The following is a 17,960-nucleotide window of genomic DNA, read 5'->3' as shown; positions in this document are numbered from 1 at the left end:
TCAGGACCGGAGCATCTCCGCGATCAGGAACGCCAGTTCCACCGACTGCTGGGAGTTCAACCGCGGATCGCACGCGGTCTCGTAGCGGCGCGTGCTGTCCGCCTCCGAGATCTGCTGTGCGCCACCCCGGCGCTCGGTCACGTCGTCGCCAGCCAGTTCCAGGTGAACGCCACCGGGATGGGTGCCGAGCTTGCGGTGTACCTCGAAGAAGCCCTGCACCTCGTCGACGATTCGGTCGAAGTGCTGGATCTCGTGGCCACTGCCGGAGTTCTGGTTGTTGCCGTGCATCGGGTCGCACTGCCACACGACCTCGTGCCCGGACGCCGCCACCCTTTCCACAATCGGCGGCAACGCCTCGCGGACGCGGCCGTTGCCCATCCTGGCGATCAGGGTGACCCTGCCCGGCTCATGCCGCGGGTCGAGCCGCTCGACGTAGTCGAGCGCCTGCTCTGGCGATGTCGCCGGCCCCAGCTCCACGCCGATCGGGTTCGACAGGTGCTCGGCGAACGCGATGTGCGCGCCGTCGAGGTGGCGGGTCCGTTCGCCGATCCACAGGAAGTGCCCGGACGTGCCATAAGCGCGCCCTGATTCGTCGGCGCGGACCAGAGCCGCCTCGTAATCCAGCAGCAGTGCCTCGTGCCCCTCGAAGAACTCCGGCGCCCGCGCCAGGTCGCCGGAGAAACCGAAGGCGTTCATGAACGCGAGACCGCGGTCCATCTCGGTGACCATCGCGTTGTACCGGCCGCCCGCGCGGGCCGAGGCGAGGAACTCCTCGTAGCCCTGGTGCGCGCCGCGCATGCTGGTCGTGCCCACCACCGCCCGCACAATGTTCATGGTGACGCAGGCGTTGGCGTGGGCGCGGACCATGCGGTCGGGGTCGGGCACCCGGCCGTCCGACGTGGGTTCGACCGCGTTGACGGCGTCACCGCGGTAGCCGGGCAGACCGAGCGCGTCGGTGTCGCCGGAGCGGGGTGTGGCGTACTGGCCCGCGATCCGGCCGAGGTGCACCACGGGAATGCCCCCGTGGTAGCCCAGCACGGCGCTCATCCGCAGCATCGTCTGGATGTTCCTACGCAGGCGCGTCTCGGTGTTGCCGTCGAACGTCTCCGCCCAGTCACCACCCTGCAGCAAGAACGCTGAGCCCGTCGCGACATCGGCCAGGCGGGAGGTGAGGGTGCCGATCTCGGCAGAGGTGACCACGGGCAGGGCTTCGGCGAGTTCGGCCGACGCCGCCCGCAGCACACCCTGGTCGGGCCACGACGGCTGCTGGGCGGCGGGCAGGTCGAGCGCGCCGACCAATCCGGCCCGGACGTCCGGGCGGAGCAGGTCGAAGTGAGGACGGGGGATGGCGGTGGACTGGCCGATCCGGGCGGGGGCGGGTGCCAGCGTCGGGACGGTGGCGGTCACTGGGCTTCTCCTTGTCGGTGGAGCACGTCACGCACCGCGCGACCACTTCGCCGGGCACGCGGACGGGGGCGAGCCTGCTCGTCGTCCGGCAAGCCCGAGAACGCCGAGATCTGGCCGAGGACCGTGTTCATGAGGAGCCAATCGGGATGGTCGGTGCTGTGCACGCGGCCGGCGCCCACCTCCACCGCGTCGACGGCAAGGGGCTTCGACCGCTCGGTCGCGGGGCTCCGCGGCCAGCCGGGCTGCGATCCGCTCCAGCACCACCGTTCCGCGCGGACCCGTCCCGATCACCGCCTCGTGGTACGGCATGGCAGTGTGCGTCCCGGTCACCTGACCACCTCCTCCACCACTGCACGGGGTGCGCGGGCATAGCTGCCCAAGACCACGACGTCGGCGGATTTCCGCAGTGCCGCAACGGCATCCGCGAGGGGCGGGTCGTCCAGGTGACCCTCCACGTCGACGAAGAACCGGAAGCGGCGCAGGCTCGACCCGTCCGGCCACGAGTGCAGCCAGACCACGTTCACACCACGCGCGCCGAACTCGGCTAACGACCCGGCGAGCACGCCAGGCCGGTTGACCCGGTGTGTGATCAGCAACGATGTCCGGTCGCACCCGGTCGGAAGGACGGGCTCACCCGCCGGGCGGACTGACACGAACCTCGTCCACGCGCCGGTTCGGTCACCCACGCTGTCGACGAGCACGCTCAAGCCGTAGTGGGCGGCGGCCTCGGGTGAGGCGATGGCGGTCTCCGCGGTTGAACCGCCCGCGGCGACCTCCCTCGCCGCAGCGGCGGTGGAGTCCGACAGAACGACCTCGACACCAGGCAGCGACTCGCTGATCCAGCGGGCGCACTGGCTGTGCGCGTGTGGATGGCTGCGCACACGGCTGACGCCGGACAGGCTCGCTCCGGACGCACCGAGCAGCGCGAGTCGCACTGGCACCTCGACCTCGCCGTCGACCCACAGGTCCTCGCCGATCCTGGCGAGTTCGCCCAACGTCGCGGGCACCACGCCGCTCGTGCTGTTCTCCAACGGGATGACGGCCGCGTCGCACTCGCCACCGCGCACGGCGGCGAGCGCGGCGGAGACCGAGGTGTAGGGACGGACCCGCGTGCCGAACGAGCGCGCCGCCGTCTCGCTGAAGGTCCCTTGCGGCCCGAGGTAGGCGCGGATCATGGCGCTTCGACCGGGACTGGTGCGACGGACAGTTCCGCGGCCATCCTGGCCTGCACTACCGAGAGGTCCTCGCAGTCGCCACCGGGGCGTTCGGCGACGTGCCTGCGGTAGAGGTTCTCCAGCTCGGCGTCGGTCACCCGCGCACCGAGGTTGTCCAGGATGTGGCGCAGCACGGCCCGGCCGGAGTGGCGGGCGATGAGCAGCGAACGCTCGCGGCCGAAACGGGACGGCTCGACGAACTCGTAGGTCGCCGGGTTGTTCAGGATGCCCTGCTGGTGGATGCCCGCCGCGGTGCCGAACGCGTACGTGCCGAAGATCGCCTTGTTCCTCGGCTCCTCGAGGCCGATGATCTCGCGCAACCGGTTGTAGGCCGCGTACATGGCCTCCAGCTTGATGTCGGCCCGCATCCCGAGCTCGGCGGACTTGTAGGCCAGCACCGCGGCCAGTTCCTCCAGCGGGGTGTTGCCCGCGCGCTCACCGATGCCACCGAGCGTCACCTGCACCTCGTCAGCGCCCGCTTCCAGACCGGCGATGGCGTTGGCCAGCGACAGCCCGAAGTCGTTGTGGCAGTGGGTGGACACTCGGACCGGGCGGGGCGCCCACGAGCGGATCTTGCCGATCAGCTCGGCGTACTCGGCCGGCAGGTGGCACCCGGTGGTATCGGCCAGGATGATGCATGTCGCGCCTGCCTCCAGCGCGCTTTCGGTGAGTGCGCGCAGCAGGTCGTCGTCGCTGCGGCTCGCGTCCTCGATGCCGACCGAGATGTGTTCCACGCCAAGCGATCGGGCGAAAGCGACGGTGTCGGTGACCTCGGCGACAGCAGCGGCTGCGGTGATGCCGCGCTTGTGCTCCAGGTGGATGCGGCTGCCGGTGGCCACCATCTGCACCTCGTGGTTGTCCACGCCTCCCGCTTCGACGGCGCGCGCGACATCGAAGCGGGACGTGCGGGAGAAGGTGGCGAACCGGGTTCCGCGAAGGTTCCGCGAGATCAGGCGGGTCGCCTCGAAGTCACTCGGCGACGACGCGGGGAAGCCTGCCTCGACGCAGTCCACGCCCAGCTCCGCGATGCGCAGGGCCAGGTCGAGCTTCTCCTCGGGGCGCATGGCGTTGCCGGGAGCCTGCTCGCCGTCGCGCAAAGTGGTGTCGAACAAAGCGATGCGCCGCGTGCTCTGGTCCATGACTTCCTCCCCGGTGGGTGTGTGGTCCGTGGTCACCGGTTCCCTCAGTCCCCAACCAGTCCGGGGATGCCGTCGATCCAGCGATCGGCGTGCCGGTCGGCGGCCGCCTGGTCGCGGAAGGCGTAGGTCTTGAGCAGCCAGCGCGAACGGGATCGTTCAACGTCGACGACCTCGATCAGCTCGCGGTTGTGCAGACCGTCTTGGTTGGCGAAGGTGAAGAGGTCGCCTTCGAGGATCCGGTGTCGCTTGCGCTCCGCACGGGAGAGCGCGCTCTTGAGCGCCAGCAACGCGTCCTTGGCTTCCGGTGGTGCGGTCCGCGACACCGTGGTGTGCGAGTCCAGGTACCGGATGCTGTGATCGTTCTCGAAGATGACGTGCGGCGCCGACTCGGTGAGCGAGTTGTTGTTGTCCTTGGACACCACGTCGAACGGTGTCACGAAGTACGGCAGGCGCAGCACCGCTTCCTCGTCGGCGCTGAGGTTCGCTAGCAGCGAGCGTCCGTCTATGAACGCGGTGTAGGTCATCTCTTCCGCCGGGCACCGCATGCCGAGCAGGGTGATGAAGTCGGCGCGGACCGGGTGCGCGGTGCGGTCGTTGTGGAACACGAGCTCGCCGTCGCTGTAACCGGTCTGCTTGCCGAAGTACTTGTCGATGGCGAACACGTCGGTGAAGAAGTCGCCGTTGAACCGCGTGGCGTAGGCCAGCAGCGGAGTTTTGGTCAGCAGGCCGAAGGCCGCGAGGAACGCCTCACCGACGTACGTCTTCTTCCGCGCGTACTTGTCGGCCTGCGGGTTGCTGTGCGACAGAGTCGGCAGTTCGGTGTCGACAGGACAGTTGCGCAGCGCGTGCACGTCGGAGTGGCCGCTCTCGCGCTCGCCCCGGATCTGGTCGGCGACTTTCACCAGCGGGGCGGGCAGGCCGTCCCGTACCAGGGCCGCGACTGCGGCCGTGAAGCCGAGGTAGTCGCGGTAGGGGTCGACGGTGATCGCTTCCAACGCCGCGCGGATGTCGTCCCGTTCGGTATCGGAGAACGTGTGGATCGGTTGCATGAAGTCCCCCTCTGGCGATCGGATCGACTTCGATTCTCACGACCTCGCCATGCCGGCGAATCGTCCGAGGGAGGAGACCGAGGAGCTGGAGGTGGAGGTGGGCGACGTGCGTTCGGAGCAACGACGCCATCGGTGCAGCCGTGGACGCCGACAGCGAATGTCTGTTGTGGACAGTCGTTCGCAGCGGACATCCGCCGTTCCCGCTTGACCGGGGTCAGGCTGTCCCGGTGGCCCGTGCCGCCTTGAGCGCCGCTGGGCCAGGGGTCCCCCCGAGGCGATGCCGACGAGCAGCCACACCAGCGGCCACGACTCCGGCCAGCGGGATCAGCAGCGGGGTGAGGAAGGCCATCGCGGACACGGTGGTGTTCTCCAGTCCCGGTGCGGTGCCCGCTTTGGCCGCGCCCACCATAGAGGCGATCTCGATGTAGGCGACGCCGTGCCCGGCGTTGGTGAACACACCGCCGATCGCCGGCGTGGCGGCGACCAGGACTGTCCGGGCGTCGACGAGGCGACGGCGGTGATGAAGCACAGCGCGGCGAGGAACAGGTAGACCACGTGGAAGCCCTGCTCCGCGGCCAGTCCGGGTAGCGACGCGATGCCGATGGCACCACCGAGTGCGCCCACGAGGAACATCGCGACGGCCAGCTGTCACGTCGGCGGCACGCCACCTCCACCGGGCACCAGCCCGATCGCCATCAGCGCGAGCGCGAGCCCGTCGTGAGCAGGCCGACCAGCGGCACCTGTACTCGCCGAGCGGTCGGGCCAGATGCACCAGGCGATCTCGGAGACGGCGGTGCCCAGGTAGGTGGCGCCGATCACGACTCCGAGGATGAACGTCGTCAGCAGGTAGCCGCCCCGCATCGACGTGCCGGTCACCGGCAGACCCGAGATGGCCGCGGAGAAACCGGCCTGCGCGGCGACACCGATCCCCAGCACCGTCCGGCGGTGGTCAGGCCCGAGGCGGTGGGGTCTCCCTGCGTTCCTGGCCTGCGATAGCCGAGGCGGACGTACTGTCTCCCCGACCAGGTAACCGCACAAACAGGTCATGTCAGCGGTAGCAGCCCGGCGGCCCACGCGAAAGCGTGACTCCACCGGGTGGACACGGGTGGACATCGCCCTAGCCGAGGGACGAGCACGTCTCATCCGTCGGCCGTTGCCCGCCCACCGCCCCAGCGGATGAGCTTGGGGACATGCGAGCAACCCAAGGCCGGACCCTGGCTAGGAAGGTGTGGGACGAGCACGTCGTGCGTTCCGGCGACGGCGGGCTCGACGACCTCCTCTACGTGGACCTCCACCTGCTGCACGAGGTCAACACGCAGTACGCCTTCGACGACCTGAGGGCAGCTGGACGTGCGGTCCGCAGACCCGACCTCACGCTGGCGGTCGAGGACCACAACACCCCGACCAGGTCGCTCGACGAAGTCATCCGCGAACCCGCGGGCCGCCGCCAATCGGCTTTGCTGCGCCGCAACTGCGCCGAGTTCGGCATTCCGATGCGCAAGCTCGGCGACCGGAAACAAGGCATCGTGCACGTCATCGCGCCTGAACAGGGCCTGGTTCGGCCGGGCATGACCATCGTCTGCTGCGACTCGCACACCACCACACTCGGCGCGTTCGGAGCGGTGGCGTTCGGCATCGGTACCGGCCAGGTCGAGCACGTGCTGGCCACCCAGACCCTGCCCGCGCGCAGGTTGAAGGACATGGCGGCGACCGTGCGGGGCGACCTGCCCGCCGGCGTCGAGGCGAAGGACCTGGCGCTGGCGCTGGTCGCGCGGATCGGCACGGGAGGCGCGCAGGGACACGCCCTGGAGTACCGCGGGCCCGCGATCACGGCGATGTCGATGGAAGCGCGCATGACCCTGTGCAACATGGCGGTCGAGGCCGGTTCGAAGGCCGGAGTGATCGGTCCGGACGAGACGACCGTGCGCTACCTGCGCGACCGCCCTGGCATGCCTGCCGACTTCGCCGCCGAGGTCGAGCGCTGGCTGGCCTTCCGCACCGACGACGACGCCGAGTTCGACACCGAGTTCGTGATCGACGCGAGCGAGCTGACCCCGTTCGTGTCGTGGGGCACCAATCCCGCGCAGAGCCTGCCGCTGGCAGAGGTGGTCCCCGACCCGGACGCCTTCACCGACGAACGCGAGCGCTCAGCCGCGCGGCGGGCGCTCGACTACATGGACCTGCGACCCGGCACAGCCATGCGCGACATCAAGGTGGACTCGGTGTTCGTCGGCTCGTGCACCAACGGGCGGATCGAGGACCTGCGTGCCGCCGCGGCAGTGCTGTCAGGCCGCAAAGTGGCTGACGGGGTGCACCTGATGATCGTGCCGGGGTCCGCCGACGTGCGCGCGCAAGCCGTCACCGAGGGGCTGGACCACGTCTTCGCTGAGGCGGGCGCCGACTTCCGCGTGGCGGCCGGGTGCTCGATGTGCTGCGGCCTCAACGACGACCGGCTGCTTCAGGGCCAGCGCGCGGCGTCCACGTCGAACCGCAACTTCGAGGGCAGGCAGGGCAAGGGCTCCCGCACCCACCTCGTCTCCCCGGCGGTGGCCGCCGCCACCGCCGTCGCGGGCCACTTGGCCGCGCCGTCCGACCTCTGACCCACCGAGGACGTATGTTCCCCATCACCGCACACACCGGTACGGCGATGCCGCTGCGCCGCAGCGACGTCGACACCGACCAGATCTCCCCCGCGCGGTTCGTGCCCTACTACGCCAGGGGCGGCTACACCAACATCCTGTTCGCGGACTGGCGCGACGACCCGGGGTTCGTGCTCAACAAGCCGGAGCACCAGGGTGCCACCGTGCTGGTGGCGGGCGCGGACTTCGGCACCGGTTCGTCACGCGAGTCGGCGGTGTGGGCGCTGCAGTCGAGCGGGTTCCGCGCGGTGCTGGCCCCGCGCTTCGGCGACATCTTCTTCGGCAACGCCCTGACCAGGGGCCTGCTCGCGGTCGCGTTGCCGGACGACGAGATCCGCACGCTGTGGGACCTCGTCGAAGTCGATCCTTGGCTGGAGATCACCGTCGACCTGGTAGCGCGCGAAGTGCGCCACTCGGACCGTGTGGTGCCGTTCGACATCGACCCCGCGGCGCGGGCACGGCTGCTGCACGGGGTCGACCTGATCACCGAGACGTTGCGCCACGAGGCCGACATCGCCGGTTTCGAGCGGTCCCGCCCTCCGGGCCCGTCGCTGACGACCGAACCCGTGGAGCCCCCCGAATGAGAGCACTGCTGGTGCTCGATCCGATCAACGAGATCACCCACCCCGACGACCGCTATCCCGAGGTGTGCCTCGACCAGGTGCGCGAGCGCGGGGTGCTGGAGAACGCCGCACGCGCGGCGGCCGCCACACGCGCTCAAGGCGTGCCGGCGGTGCACGTCGTCGTCGGCTTCTCCGCTGGTTACGCGGACTGACCCCGGTCGGCCACGGCCTCATGACGACGGTCACGCCTGCACGCAAGACCAGAACCTTCAGGACGGCCCTCGCAAGGACCTGCGCAGAGCCAGGGCGGCCGCGCTCAGCCTGATCCCGACGACCACCCATGCGGCCCAAGCGATCGGACTGGTGCTGCCCGAGTCGTCGGGAAGACTCGGGCAGCTACTCGATCCGCGTACCGGTGCCGGTGGGCTTGCTGACCGACCTGACCGCGCAGATGAGCAGGGACACCGCGGTCGAGGAGATCAACGCGGCCTTCGCCGCTGCCAGGCGTCCACCAGCCGGTGTTCTGGAGTACACCGACGAGCGGCCGGTATCCGCGGACGTCGTCGGAAATCCGGCATCCTGCGTGTGCGGGCCTGACCGAGGTCGTCGGTGGCCGCACCGTCAAGGTGGCCGGCTGGTACGACAACGAGACCGGGTTCTCCCACCGCCTGCCGGACACGTGCTGCTCCTGGCAGACTGAGGACCGCCTGATCCGCGCGGACCCGGCACCGCTGTCCGTTCGGCGACTCGTCACCGGCGGACGACCGAGCAGACCATCAGCACGGCCTCCACGCGGTTGCGCACCCCGAGCTTGGTGAGCGAGTGTGAAACGTGGCTCTTCACCGTCGCGGCGGAGACGTGCAGCGCCGCGGCCACCTCGGCGGTGGTGTTGCCTGCCGACAGCAGGGTCAGCACCTCCAACTCGCGTTCGGTGAGCGAACGGACGAGTTGCTCCGGTGTCAACGCCCCCGGCCTGGTGATGCCCTGCTCGGCCTCGGCAGGCCGGTAGAACCGGTGCAACTCGGGCGAGAGGACCAGGTGGCCGGATCCGGCAGCGGCAGCGGCCGCGGCGATGGTGTCGATCCGGGTGTTCTTCACCAGGCACCCTCTGGCTCCAGCCGCGAGCGCCTCACCCACGGACTCGCCGGTCCACCCGGTCCCGACGAGCAGCACGGGCAGTCCTCTGCCCGCGATCTCGCGGACGTGAGCGATCGCCTGGCTGTCCGGCGGGGCGCAGAAGACCACCACGTCAGCCTGGTCAGGTCCCCAGGCCCGGATCTGGTCCGGCCCCTCGACGGTCGCCACGAGCACCACCACCTCCTCCTGTCCGAGGACGGCGCCGACGACGTGCCGGGAGATCGGATCGTGGTCGACGAGCAACACCCGTACCGGGGATTTCTTCTTCATCTCCAGCCGAATGTCATTTAATGCGGCGGACATCCCATCTCCCACGGTCGGCCGGCTGTTCGCACGGCTGAATGACTGATGCCGTGCCCACGCTGAAAACGGCCACACCCCACCGGCGCCAATACAGGAGCGGTCAGCGAAAACCGCATCGCGATAACCGGCCTGCCCAACACTGAAAGCATCCCCGGGTCGGTTCACGAAGATCGATGGACCTTCCGTCACAACCATCTGGCTGAATGTCCTCACCGCAACCCTAGGACGCCGTTCCGTCAGCTGGTTTACCGCCCGCGAACTCATGACCTTAAGTACACGTTTAGATGCATACAAGTTCACCCCTGCTACCAGTTTTCGACAACGGCGTCAACAGTGACCTGATCTCAACGAGTCTCAGGTGAGCCGGACGTGTTCGAAATGGGTGAGTACAAGTGCGGCTTTGACGATGTGGCCGATCTTTCGGGGGATGGTGGTGAAGTGACGCAGAGCGCGCCGGCGTTCGGCGAAGACCCACAGGATCGTGCCGTTCGGGGAGGCGGTCACTTGCAGGTTCACCCCGTGGATATTGTGCTTGCCGGAGTAGAGCGGCCGGTCGGCGGCGATCCGGTCGATCGGGATCAGCGTCCCGTCCAGGACCACGTAGGCCCAGCCCTGGCGCTTCGCCGTGCACAGCGCCTGCCGCAGCTTCGGCGACGCGGACGCGAGGAGCTCGACGGTCTCGTGGACATACCGCCAGCACGTGGAGGCCGAGACCCCGAACCCGGCGCCGACCTCGGCGAACGGCTCTCCTTCCCGCAGGTGAACCAGCACTAGGAGAGCCTGCTGGGCGGGATCGAGACGGCGCCACCGCGATCCCATTTTCCTGCGGTGCGCGCGGATCAGGCCGGACACGTATCTCAGGGTCCGAGGTGACAACGGCAGCGCGGCACGATAGAACAGCATGTGAGCCCCTGGTGCTGCGGAGCGGTCTTGGTCGATGGCTCTGTTACCAGAGGCCTTCGCCAAGCCCAGGGTCCGACACGCCGTGACCGCATCAACCCGTCCCGACCGCAAACCCTTGCCCACCAACACATCCAGACCAGGATGAAAAGGGCTCACTCTGCTCGCCTGGCACCGCAGTTTTGTGGCTCGTAAGTGGGACTACTCCGCGCGTCGATGCACGGGACCGCCCACCGACACGAGCCGCGACCAAGTCGCTCGTACTGCGGCTCGCCAAGGAGAACAACCGATGGGGTCACCGGCGGATTCATGGCGAGCTGACCCGCCTCGACCACCACATCGCGCCCTCGACGGTCTGGCGGATCCTGCATAACGCGGGCATCGATCCGGCACCACGCCGTGATGGCCCGACCTGGCGGGAGTTCCTCACCGCCCAAGCCCAGGGCATCATCGCGGCGGACTTCCTCCACCTCGACACCGTGCTCGGTCGAAGGCTCTACGCACTGGTCTTCCTCGAACACAACACCCGCCGCCTGCACGCCACCGGCGTCACTTCTCGCCCAACCCAGCAATGGACAACACCCCGCCGCAGCACACGACCCCGACACCCACAGAGTGCTCCGCACCCGCATCCTCGGCGGACTCATCAATGAGTACAGACAAGCCGCCTGACCAGCAGCGATGACTTTTCGAGCGGCACAGCCGACTCCGGCCGCGACCGCGTACAGAGTGCCTACCTGGAGGAAGGAGATCGGCAGGCTCAGGATGACGTCGCGCAGCATTCCGCCGCCGATCGCCCCGATGACGCCCGCGACCACCGCCCCGGCCTCACCGGCACCGAGCGCCAGCGCCTTCGAGGCCCCAATGGCACCGAACAGTCCCATGACGAGCGCGTCGAGCTCGATGATCAGCCAGTTGACCCGCGCCAGGGGGCTTGCAGCGCCATGCCGAGGATCGCGGAGGCGCCGACAACCAGCATGTACCAGTTTGTCCAGAGAACGACGGGCGGCTGGTTCAGCACGATGTCGCGCAACAGGCTACCCCCGAGCGACACGGCGAGCCCGATCACGACGACACCCAGCACGTCGATGCGGCGATGCCGTTCCCCCGCCGCGAACAGGGCGCCCTGGAGGCCACCCAGAGCCCGCAGCGAGGAGCTCGATCCACAGCGCCACCTGGAACGGCATGACGGACATGCGGCTCACGCTCCGATAAATCAGGGCCAGCTCGCGAGAAGCGAGCCGGCCCGGAATGATGCGGTCGTCCGTCAGCCGATTGCGTTCCGCGCGGCGGTGACGATGACGTCGGCGACGGTGCCGGCCTGCGTGGCGTACAGGGCGTGGCTAGCCGGGACCTCGGTGATCTCCGCACCGATGCGCTTGGCCATGTGCTGCAGCATCGCCTGGTCGAACGCCTTGTCCTCGGTCGCGATGACGGCCCAGCTCGGCTTGTCGCGCCAGGCGGCGTTCTTCACCGGCTCCGCGAAGACCGACATGTTGATCGGCACCTGCGAGTCGCGGAGGAACGCGGCGTCCTCATCGCTGGTGTCGGCAGCGAAGCCGGCCTTGAACTTGTCGCGGTTGATGAAGCCGTAGCCGTCGTCCCCGACGTCGATGACGAAGTCCGGCGTGGCGGCGAACCCGTCGTACTGCTGGGCGGTCGTCTCACCGGCGTCGGGCGCCAGCGCCGACACGTAGACCAGGCCGGCCACCTTCGGGTGGACTCCGGCCTCGGTGATGACCGTGCCACCCCAGGAGTGACCGACGAGGATCGCCGGGCCGTCCTGCAGCTCGAGCACGCGCATGGTCGCCGCGACGTCGTCCTCCAGCGAGGTGAGGGGGTTCTGCACGATCGAGACCCGGAAGCCCTGGGCGGTCAGCTTGTCGTACACACCCCGCCATCCCGAGCCGTCTGCGAACGCGCCGTGCACCAGCACGACGTTCTTGACCTCTTGACCAGTGCTGGTCATGGGCTTGTCCTTTCGTGTGCCGCGGCCGGTGTCGCCGGAGCGGGTCGAATGGGTCGGTGGTTTCGACGACCAGGCGACCGCCGAAACCACCAGGAACAGTAATATATTGGATATTACACGTCTACGCTAGTGTAAGTCGTCACATGTGGTCACAGGTGCGGACGCCTTCGACGGTCGAGCACGCCGCTGACCTGGTATTCGACGAGCAGATGCAGCAGAACACACCCAGGAGCACCCGGCGCCCAGCCTCGCCCCAGGCACTTAGGTGCATTACTTCATGCACTACCGTGCATCAGCGGACGGCCGCGCTTGCTCTCTGCTCACGTTCGGCTACTGAAGAGAACGAACCGGCACCAGCTCGATCGGCCTTCGTCGCGGACGGGCCGCGGCTGTGCACCGACAGCACGCGAGCCCCGGTGCGGGTCCGCTCGGGGCTCGCGGAACGGCTTTCCGGCACGGCCCGCGGGTCGTGCCGACGAAATCCGCTACGAAATGGGAATCGCGGCGATCTTGAAGGTGGCGTTGGATTGCCGACGTTGGGCAGGTTTTCGTCCAAGTTGGCGTCGACCACGTAAAGGTGGTCACCGAGCACCGGCTGTGGTCACGAACCCCGGCACCACGGTGATGGTCACGACCTGGCGTTGATGGGACCCCCAGGCACCCACCCGCCCCCCAAAGCCGGCCGAACCGGTTGACATCCATTCCGACCGAGACCTTGCCAAGCCCCAGTGACGGGGCGAACCGCATGACCACACCGGTCCGCAGGTCGACGCGCTGGATCGCGCCGTCGGCCAACGAGCCGGTATAGGCGGTCTTCCTCTCGATGGCGATGCCTTCGGGTGAGAAGCCTTTCGGCCGGTTCAACACCGCGGGAACGGCTTCACCGCGACCGGCGCCGCCGCAGCCGGCGCGGCGGGCGCACCTACCGCCACCAGCGGGACCAAAGCCCGCTCACAGACTTGGACGGTTGATTTCCCCTCATTGCGGACTTCGCACCCCACCGCGGTGGAGGACCCGCCGTCGGCCCCGGTACGGCGTGGTGGCGGAAGCTCTACTCCCGCCACCACGCCGGGCGGATCACGTCACGGGCGGCATGGGCGGGCCGGTGGTGCCGAGCTGCTCCGAGGACACGATCTGCGGCACGGGCCAGGTGACTCCCGCGGGAGGCCACTTCTGCCCCGTCCTTGCGAGGAAGTCGGCGGGCGGCTGGTACAGGGGCGGCTGGAGGCCGTCCGGGATCAGGCTCGTCCAGCTCACCCCTGCCTTGCGCTCCTGGAACTCCTGCTTCATCCCGTCGAGCAGCGCTGGCTGGGTGATCAGGTCGACCGCTCCCGCCGCCAGGTAGCGGGCCGCGGAGAGCAGCCCCTGATGGGCGATGTTCGTGGCCGCCGTCGCCGTGACGCTCCAGTTGTGGTTCGGGAGGTTCGGCGGGAACGTCGTCGCCAGCAGCACCGCAGTGGGCGCCTGCCAGCTCACGTCGGCAGTGTCGGTGGAAAGACCGCCGGTGTAACCGGCGGCGGGCGGCGTCAGCGGCGCGATCGTCGTCGGCAGCCCCGTCTCCGGCCTACCCAGGGACTTCTGCAACGCCTTGGCCAACGCCTGGTCCTCGGCGGTGAACGCGGGCGGGCCGATCGTGAGCATGTTGTCGTACAGCAGTTCGGCACCCCTCCTGTTGGCGAGGAGGTTCCAGGTGCCGGCGTGGAACCTGTGCACCAGGCGGGTCTGGCTGGCCTGCGCAGCGGCCTTCGCACACTCCACGATCTTGTCGTACAGCACCTTCGCCCGCTCGGGACTGCCCTCCCGGACGAAGTACCAGATGGAGCACATGTCCGGCGTGACGTTGGGCGCGCCTCCGCCGTTGATGACCGAGTAGTGGAACCTACCCGAGGGGGCGACGTTCTTCTCCCGCAGGTACTCCGACATGGTCGCCATCAGCAACGCGCCGTCGAGTCCGCTGCGATTGCCCAACGGCACGCCGCCGTGGCCTGAAGATCCGAGGAAGGTGAAGGTGGCCGACATCAGCGCACTGGTCGTGTTCCAGAAGGGCACTGTCGTGTTGAAGGGGTGCCAGTCGAGGAAGGCGTCCAGACCGTTGTAGACACCGGCTTTCACCGCGTACGCCTTGCCGACGAGCTGCTCTTCCCCCGTCGAACCGAACACCTTGACGGTCGCCTTCAGCCCGTGCGCCCGGATCGCCTGCGCCACCGCGATCGCCGCCGCGGTGGACCCCGCTCCCAGAGCGTTGTGGGCGTCACCGTGACCTGGGCCGTAGGTCGGACCGTAAGCGTCGTAGTTGTAAACCAGCGGATCGTGGCTGGCGACACCCGACTTCTGGGACAGGTTCGGCAAGGCGTCGTACTCCGCGTTGAACCCGATCACCGGGCCGCCGGACCCGTACGTGGCCACGAACGCCGCGGGGAACTTCGCCGATCCCCACTCCACGGTGAACCCGTTGGTCCGCAGCAGCTCCGTGGTGGCCAGAGCGGAGTCCCACTCGCGCAGCGACAGCTCCGCCAGCTGCCAGATCCTGTCGCTCAGGCCGGTGATCTCGGAGCGGTTGGCGTTGATCCACGCCAGTGCCGTGTCCTTGGCCGGACTGGTCTTCGCAAGGCCGCGCGGCGGCCGGTAGGACGCGGCCGAGACGCCGGTGCTCTCGTCGTACCCCAGAGTCGCCGCCAGGACGGGGTCCGCCGCCAGCACTTGCGCCGTGGTGGCCGTGGCACCCAGGCCGAACATCTTGAGCAGGCGCCTGCGACCGATTCCTTGTTCGTTCGTCACAGACGACAACTACCGCTCGGCTGTATCCGTCCACCACGATTCCACGAGCTGTCGACCCCTTTCGACCAGATACTCTGCACCGTCGCTCACAGGGAGCGTTGCCCCGGCGGTACGTCATCGCGGACTTATGTCCACGGTAGACAAGGTATCGGAGATCCCGATGAGAACCGAAACCCGTCGTCACTCATCTTTCGACGACCGGTTCTCGTCAAAGGTCACCATGCCGTTCAACACGTCATGGATGGTCAACTCGGGAACATCTTCCACCGGCGCGACAGGAGTCGTTGCACATTGCTTCACGGCGTACGCGTGTTCCATCAGATCCTCCTATGAAGGCATTCCGCCAACACACGTACTGTTCCGTACCGGGTTTGATGGAGACCATCAAGCCTGGATGATGAGGACTGATGGCCACACCGAAGAAGTACCCAGACGAGCTGCGTGAGCGGGCGAGCCGGATGGCTGTGGAGGCCCGTCGGGATCCGGCAGCGGCGACCGGGGCGATCAAGCGGATCGCCGAGCAGCTCGGGATCCATCCTGAGGCGCTGCGCGCCTGGGTCAAGCGCGCGGAGACCGATGCCGGGGACCGGCCGGGCACCACGACCAGCGATGCGGAGCGGCTCGCGCAGCTGGAGCGGGAGAACCGTAAGCTGCGGCGGGCGAACCAGATCTTGAGGTCAGCGGCGAGTTTCTTCGCGGCGGAGCTGGACCGTCCGTCGCGATGAAGGTCGCGTTCGTCGACTCCCAGAGTGAGGAACACGGTGTCCAGCCGGTCCTGGAGGCGCTCGCGCAGAAGCCTGCCGGGATCGCACCGTCGACGTACTACGCGACCCGCTCCCGCCCGGAACCTGCTCGTGCGGCACGCCAACGGGAGCTGACCGCGACGATCAAGCGGGTGCACGAGGACAGCTACGGCGTCTACGGGGCGAGGAAGGTCTGGCGGCAGCTGAACCGCGAGGGTGTCGACGTGGCCCGGTGCACCGTCGAGCGGCTCATGCGCGAGAACGGGCTGCGTGGCCTGCTGCGCGACAAGTCGCCGCGCACGACACGACCGGCAGCGGAGACCAGCAGGCCCGCTGACCTGGTAAACGTAACTTCACCGCGACTCGTGTTAACGAGTTGTGGGTCGCGGACATCACCTACGTGCGCACCGCCGCCGGCTGGGTCTACGCGGCGTTCGTGCTCGATGTCTACTCCCGCCTGATCGTGGGCTGGCAGGTCGCCACCAGCCTCTACACCGACCTGGCACTGGACGCGCTGCAGATGGCGCTCTGGCGCCGCTGAGCCGGCGGCGCGGACCTAGCCGGGCTCGTCCACCACAGCGACCGCGGCGTGCAGTACCGGGCGGTGCGCCACACCCAGCGTCTCGCCGAGGCCGACGCGGTCGTATCCGTTGGCAGCACAGGAGATTCCTACGACAACGCGATGGCCGAGGCGTTCAACTCGTTGCACAAAGCCGAACTCGTCCGAAACAAGGGCCCGTGGCGCGGCATCGACGACCTCGAGATCGCCACCGTCGAGTACATCGACTGGTACAACAACCGACGCCTGCACGGCGAACTCGGACACGTGCCGCCCGCCGAGTACGAAGCACTACACGCGACGACCCACCTGGTCACCACGACCCTGGAAACCAACTAATCCAGTCTCCACCAAACCCGGTACTTGACATACTTCTCCGCCCACCGGTTCGACGACCAGCCGAAGCGACCCGGCCGGTGTCCGGAAGTGCCCGGCGTCCTGCCTTCGCGGTCATTTCTCGACGAGGCCTGGTCTGCGGGCATTCGACGAGCAGCGAACTTGCTACGTTGGCTCATCATCGCCTCCAGCACGAGACCGGACCGGTCGACGCCGAGTCGTGTTGCGAGGCCGTTCGAGCGTCTTCAACGGGTTCGTTGTGGTGGAGGTATCGGTCAGGTGCTCACGGGCAGGGTCATCAGGTTCGACGAAACGCGGAGATTCGGGTTCATCACGCAGGAGAACGCGACCGGCCTGCAGGACGTCTTCCTCCACGCGAATGGTCTAGTGGACGGATCCACCTCCGTCGCCGCCGGAGCGCGTGTCGCCTTCCAGGTAATGCAGGGACAGCGCGGACCCAAGGCCTACGACGTCAGGGTGATCGCCGACGACGAGTCACTCCCGGCAAGCCACGCGGACGAGCAGCGCCCGGTTCCGGCGCTGCCGGAAGGGGACATGTGCGACGTGCTCACCAGGGCCGAGCTGACGGCGGAACTAACGGAGCTTCTGCTGGTCGAGACTCCGTCGTTGACCGGCTCACAGATCGTCGAGCTGCGCACCGCGCTGCTGGGGCTGGCCAAATCGCACGACTGGGTGATCGACTGAGCCCCGGCGTGCCCGGCTGAACGGGCCCTTTTCCCGCTGTGGCACGGAGTCAGGTCACCCGCCTGCCGGGGACGCGCCGGTAGACGGACTTGGCGCCGTCTTGCGGTCCCAGGAAGGGGTGCCGCGGGCGACGACGGACTGAGCCGCTTCAGGACGTCGTCGGGCGCGGCGGCGAAGGGGACGACCCGACCGGTCTTCGGGCACGTCGTCCCGTCCTTCACAGGACGGCTCCTGCACCGGGCGGGTCGCCGGTGCAGCGAACGGAGAACGCGCCGGAGGCGGGGCGGGGACGGGACGTCCCGGTGGCGGCTTCGGGAGCGGGCAGTGATTCGGGTTTGGGGGCGCCGGCACCGGTCGTTCCGGCCCGTCCTCTCCAACAGCCTTCAGAGCAACGGCCTCGAGCGTGGCACGCGGGTCGGACACGCACGGACCAGCCAGCAGGTCCTCCACTGGCGTCGCTCGCCTCTTCATCTTCCGTTCGGGCAGCACAAGTCGCCGCGGCGTGCAACGTCTCCCACC

The 17,960-nt window shown here is 68.4% G+C and carries 16 protein-coding genes and 3 pseudogenes; 6 read left to right on the top strand and 13 right to left on the bottom strand.

Translation table 11 applies throughout. The features are described 5' to 3' along the window. From AB0M48_RS12415 to AB0M48_RS12390, 6 genes are all read right to left on the bottom strand, one after another. Positions 1-1,347 (bottom strand): 3-deoxy-7-phosphoheptulonate synthase class II, encoded by a 1,347-nt coding sequence (locus tag AB0M48_RS12415; protein WP_363839948.1) that lies wholly within the window; start codon positions 1,345-1,347, stop codon positions 1-3. Between the two features lie 386 nt (positions 1,348-1,733). Next, complete coding sequence (locus AB0M48_RS12410; RefSeq protein WP_363839686.1) at positions 1,734-2,582, bottom strand: prephenate dehydratase domain-containing protein; 849 nt, start codon at positions 2,580-2,582, stop codon at positions 1,734-1,736. Beyond that, positions 2,579-3,760, bottom strand: coding sequence for a hypothetical protein (locus tag AB0M48_RS12405; RefSeq protein ID WP_363839683.1), 1,182 nt, complete (start codon positions 3,758-3,760; stop codon positions 2,579-2,581). Before AB0M48_RS12405 ends, AB0M48_RS12410 begins: the two co-directional genes overlap by 4 nt. Positions 3,761-3,804: 44 nt before the next feature. Then, positions 3,805-4,809: a TauD/TfdA family dioxygenase gene (locus AB0M48_RS12400; RefSeq protein WP_363839680.1), complete on the bottom strand. Its 1,005-nt coding sequence runs from the start codon at positions 4,807-4,809 to the stop codon at positions 3,805-3,807. A gap of 214 nt (positions 4,810-5,023) precedes the next feature. Next, on the bottom strand, positions 5,024-5,338 hold the full coding sequence (locus AB0M48_RS12395) for a hypothetical protein (protein WP_363839677.1): 315 nt from the start codon (positions 5,336-5,338) through the stop codon (positions 5,024-5,026). Between the two features lie 119 nt (positions 5,339-5,457). After that, entirely contained in the window at positions 5,458-5,745 is a 288-nt protein-coding gene (locus AB0M48_RS12390; RefSeq protein ID WP_363839674.1) for a hypothetical protein, read from the bottom strand. Between the two features lie 254 nt (positions 5,746-5,999). On the opposite strand from AB0M48_RS12390, the gene leuC reads away from it, so the two are divergent. The 4 genes and pseudogenes from leuC to AB0M48_RS12370 form a co-directional block, all read left to right on the top strand. Then, on the top strand, positions 6,000-7,409 hold the full coding sequence (leuC, locus tag AB0M48_RS12385; RefSeq protein ID WP_363839671.1) for a 3-isopropylmalate dehydratase large subunit: 1,410 nt from the start codon (positions 6,000-6,002) through the stop codon (positions 7,407-7,409). 14 nt (positions 7,410-7,423) lie between these two features. Next, the gene (leuD, locus tag AB0M48_RS12380) at positions 7,424-8,032 is read left to right on the top strand and encodes a 3-isopropylmalate dehydratase small subunit (RefSeq protein WP_363839668.1); all 609 of its coding nucleotides are present in this window, start codon (positions 7,424-7,426) and stop codon (positions 8,030-8,032) included. Next, positions 8,029-8,223 carry a hypothetical protein gene (locus tag AB0M48_RS12375; protein ID WP_363839665.1) on the top strand — a complete coding sequence of 65 codons (195 nt, stop codon included), beginning with the start codon at positions 8,029-8,031 and terminating at the stop codon, positions 8,221-8,223. The genes leuD and AB0M48_RS12375 overlap by 4 nt, the downstream gene beginning before the upstream one ends. 31 nt (positions 8,224-8,254) lie before the next feature. Beyond that, positions 8,255-8,688: pseudogene (locus AB0M48_RS12370) on the top strand (type I glyceraldehyde-3-phosphate dehydrogenase); the annotation flags it as partial. 73 nt (positions 8,689-8,761) lie between these two features. On the opposite strand, the gene AB0M48_RS12365 reads toward AB0M48_RS12370, so the two are convergent. From AB0M48_RS12365 to AB0M48_RS12335, 7 genes and pseudogenes are all read right to left on the bottom strand, one after another. Further along, positions 8,762-9,418: a response regulator transcription factor gene (locus AB0M48_RS12365; RefSeq protein ID WP_363839662.1), complete on the bottom strand. Its 657-nt coding sequence runs from the start codon at positions 9,416-9,418 to the stop codon at positions 8,762-8,764. Between the two features lie 501 nt (positions 9,419-9,919). After that, a pseudogene (locus AB0M48_RS12360) lies at positions 9,920-10,354 on the bottom strand (transposase family protein); the annotation flags it as partial. Between the two features lie 152 nt (positions 10,355-10,506). Beyond that, positions 10,507-11,256 (bottom strand): TRIC cation channel family protein, encoded by a 750-nt coding sequence (locus AB0M48_RS12355; RefSeq protein WP_363839945.1) that lies wholly within the window; start codon positions 11,254-11,256, stop codon positions 10,507-10,509. Positions 11,257-11,258: 2 nt separating this feature from the next. After that, entirely contained in the window at positions 11,259-11,471 is a 213-nt protein-coding gene (locus AB0M48_RS12350) for a TRIC cation channel family protein (RefSeq protein WP_363839942.1), read from the bottom strand. Between the two features lie 147 nt (positions 11,472-11,618). Further along, positions 11,619-12,320 (bottom strand): alpha/beta hydrolase, encoded by a 702-nt coding sequence (locus AB0M48_RS12345; RefSeq protein WP_363839659.1) that lies wholly within the window; start codon positions 12,318-12,320, stop codon positions 11,619-11,621. A gap of 1,077 nt (positions 12,321-13,397) precedes the next feature. Further along, complete coding sequence (locus tag AB0M48_RS12340; RefSeq protein ID WP_363839656.1) at positions 13,398-15,098, bottom strand: peptidase dimerization domain-containing protein; 1,701 nt, start codon at positions 15,096-15,098, stop codon at positions 13,398-13,400. A gap of 180 nt (positions 15,099-15,278) precedes the next feature. Then, on the bottom strand, positions 15,279-15,416 hold the full coding sequence (locus tag AB0M48_RS12335) for a hypothetical protein (RefSeq protein ID WP_363839653.1): 138 nt from the start codon (positions 15,414-15,416) through the stop codon (positions 15,279-15,281). Positions 15,417-15,505: 89 nt separating this feature from the next. Between AB0M48_RS12335 and AB0M48_RS12330 the strand changes: the two are divergent. Both AB0M48_RS12330 and AB0M48_RS12325 read left to right on the top strand, forming a co-directional pair. Further along, positions 15,506-16,739: pseudogene (locus tag AB0M48_RS12330) on the top strand (IS3 family transposase). Between the two features lie 276 nt (positions 16,740-17,015). Next, on the top strand, positions 17,016-17,441 hold the full coding sequence (locus AB0M48_RS12325) for a cold shock domain-containing protein (RefSeq protein WP_363839650.1): 426 nt from the start codon (positions 17,016-17,018) through the stop codon (positions 17,439-17,441). Positions 17,442-17,960: the final 519 nt, after the last annotated feature.

The organism is Lentzea sp. NPDC051208 (assembly GCF_040682435.1).
GTDB classification, from domain to species: domain Bacteria; phylum Actinomycetota; class Actinomycetes; order Mycobacteriales; family Pseudonocardiaceae; genus Lentzea; species Lentzea kristufekii.
This window is presented reverse-complemented; position numbering and strand designations above follow the sequence as displayed.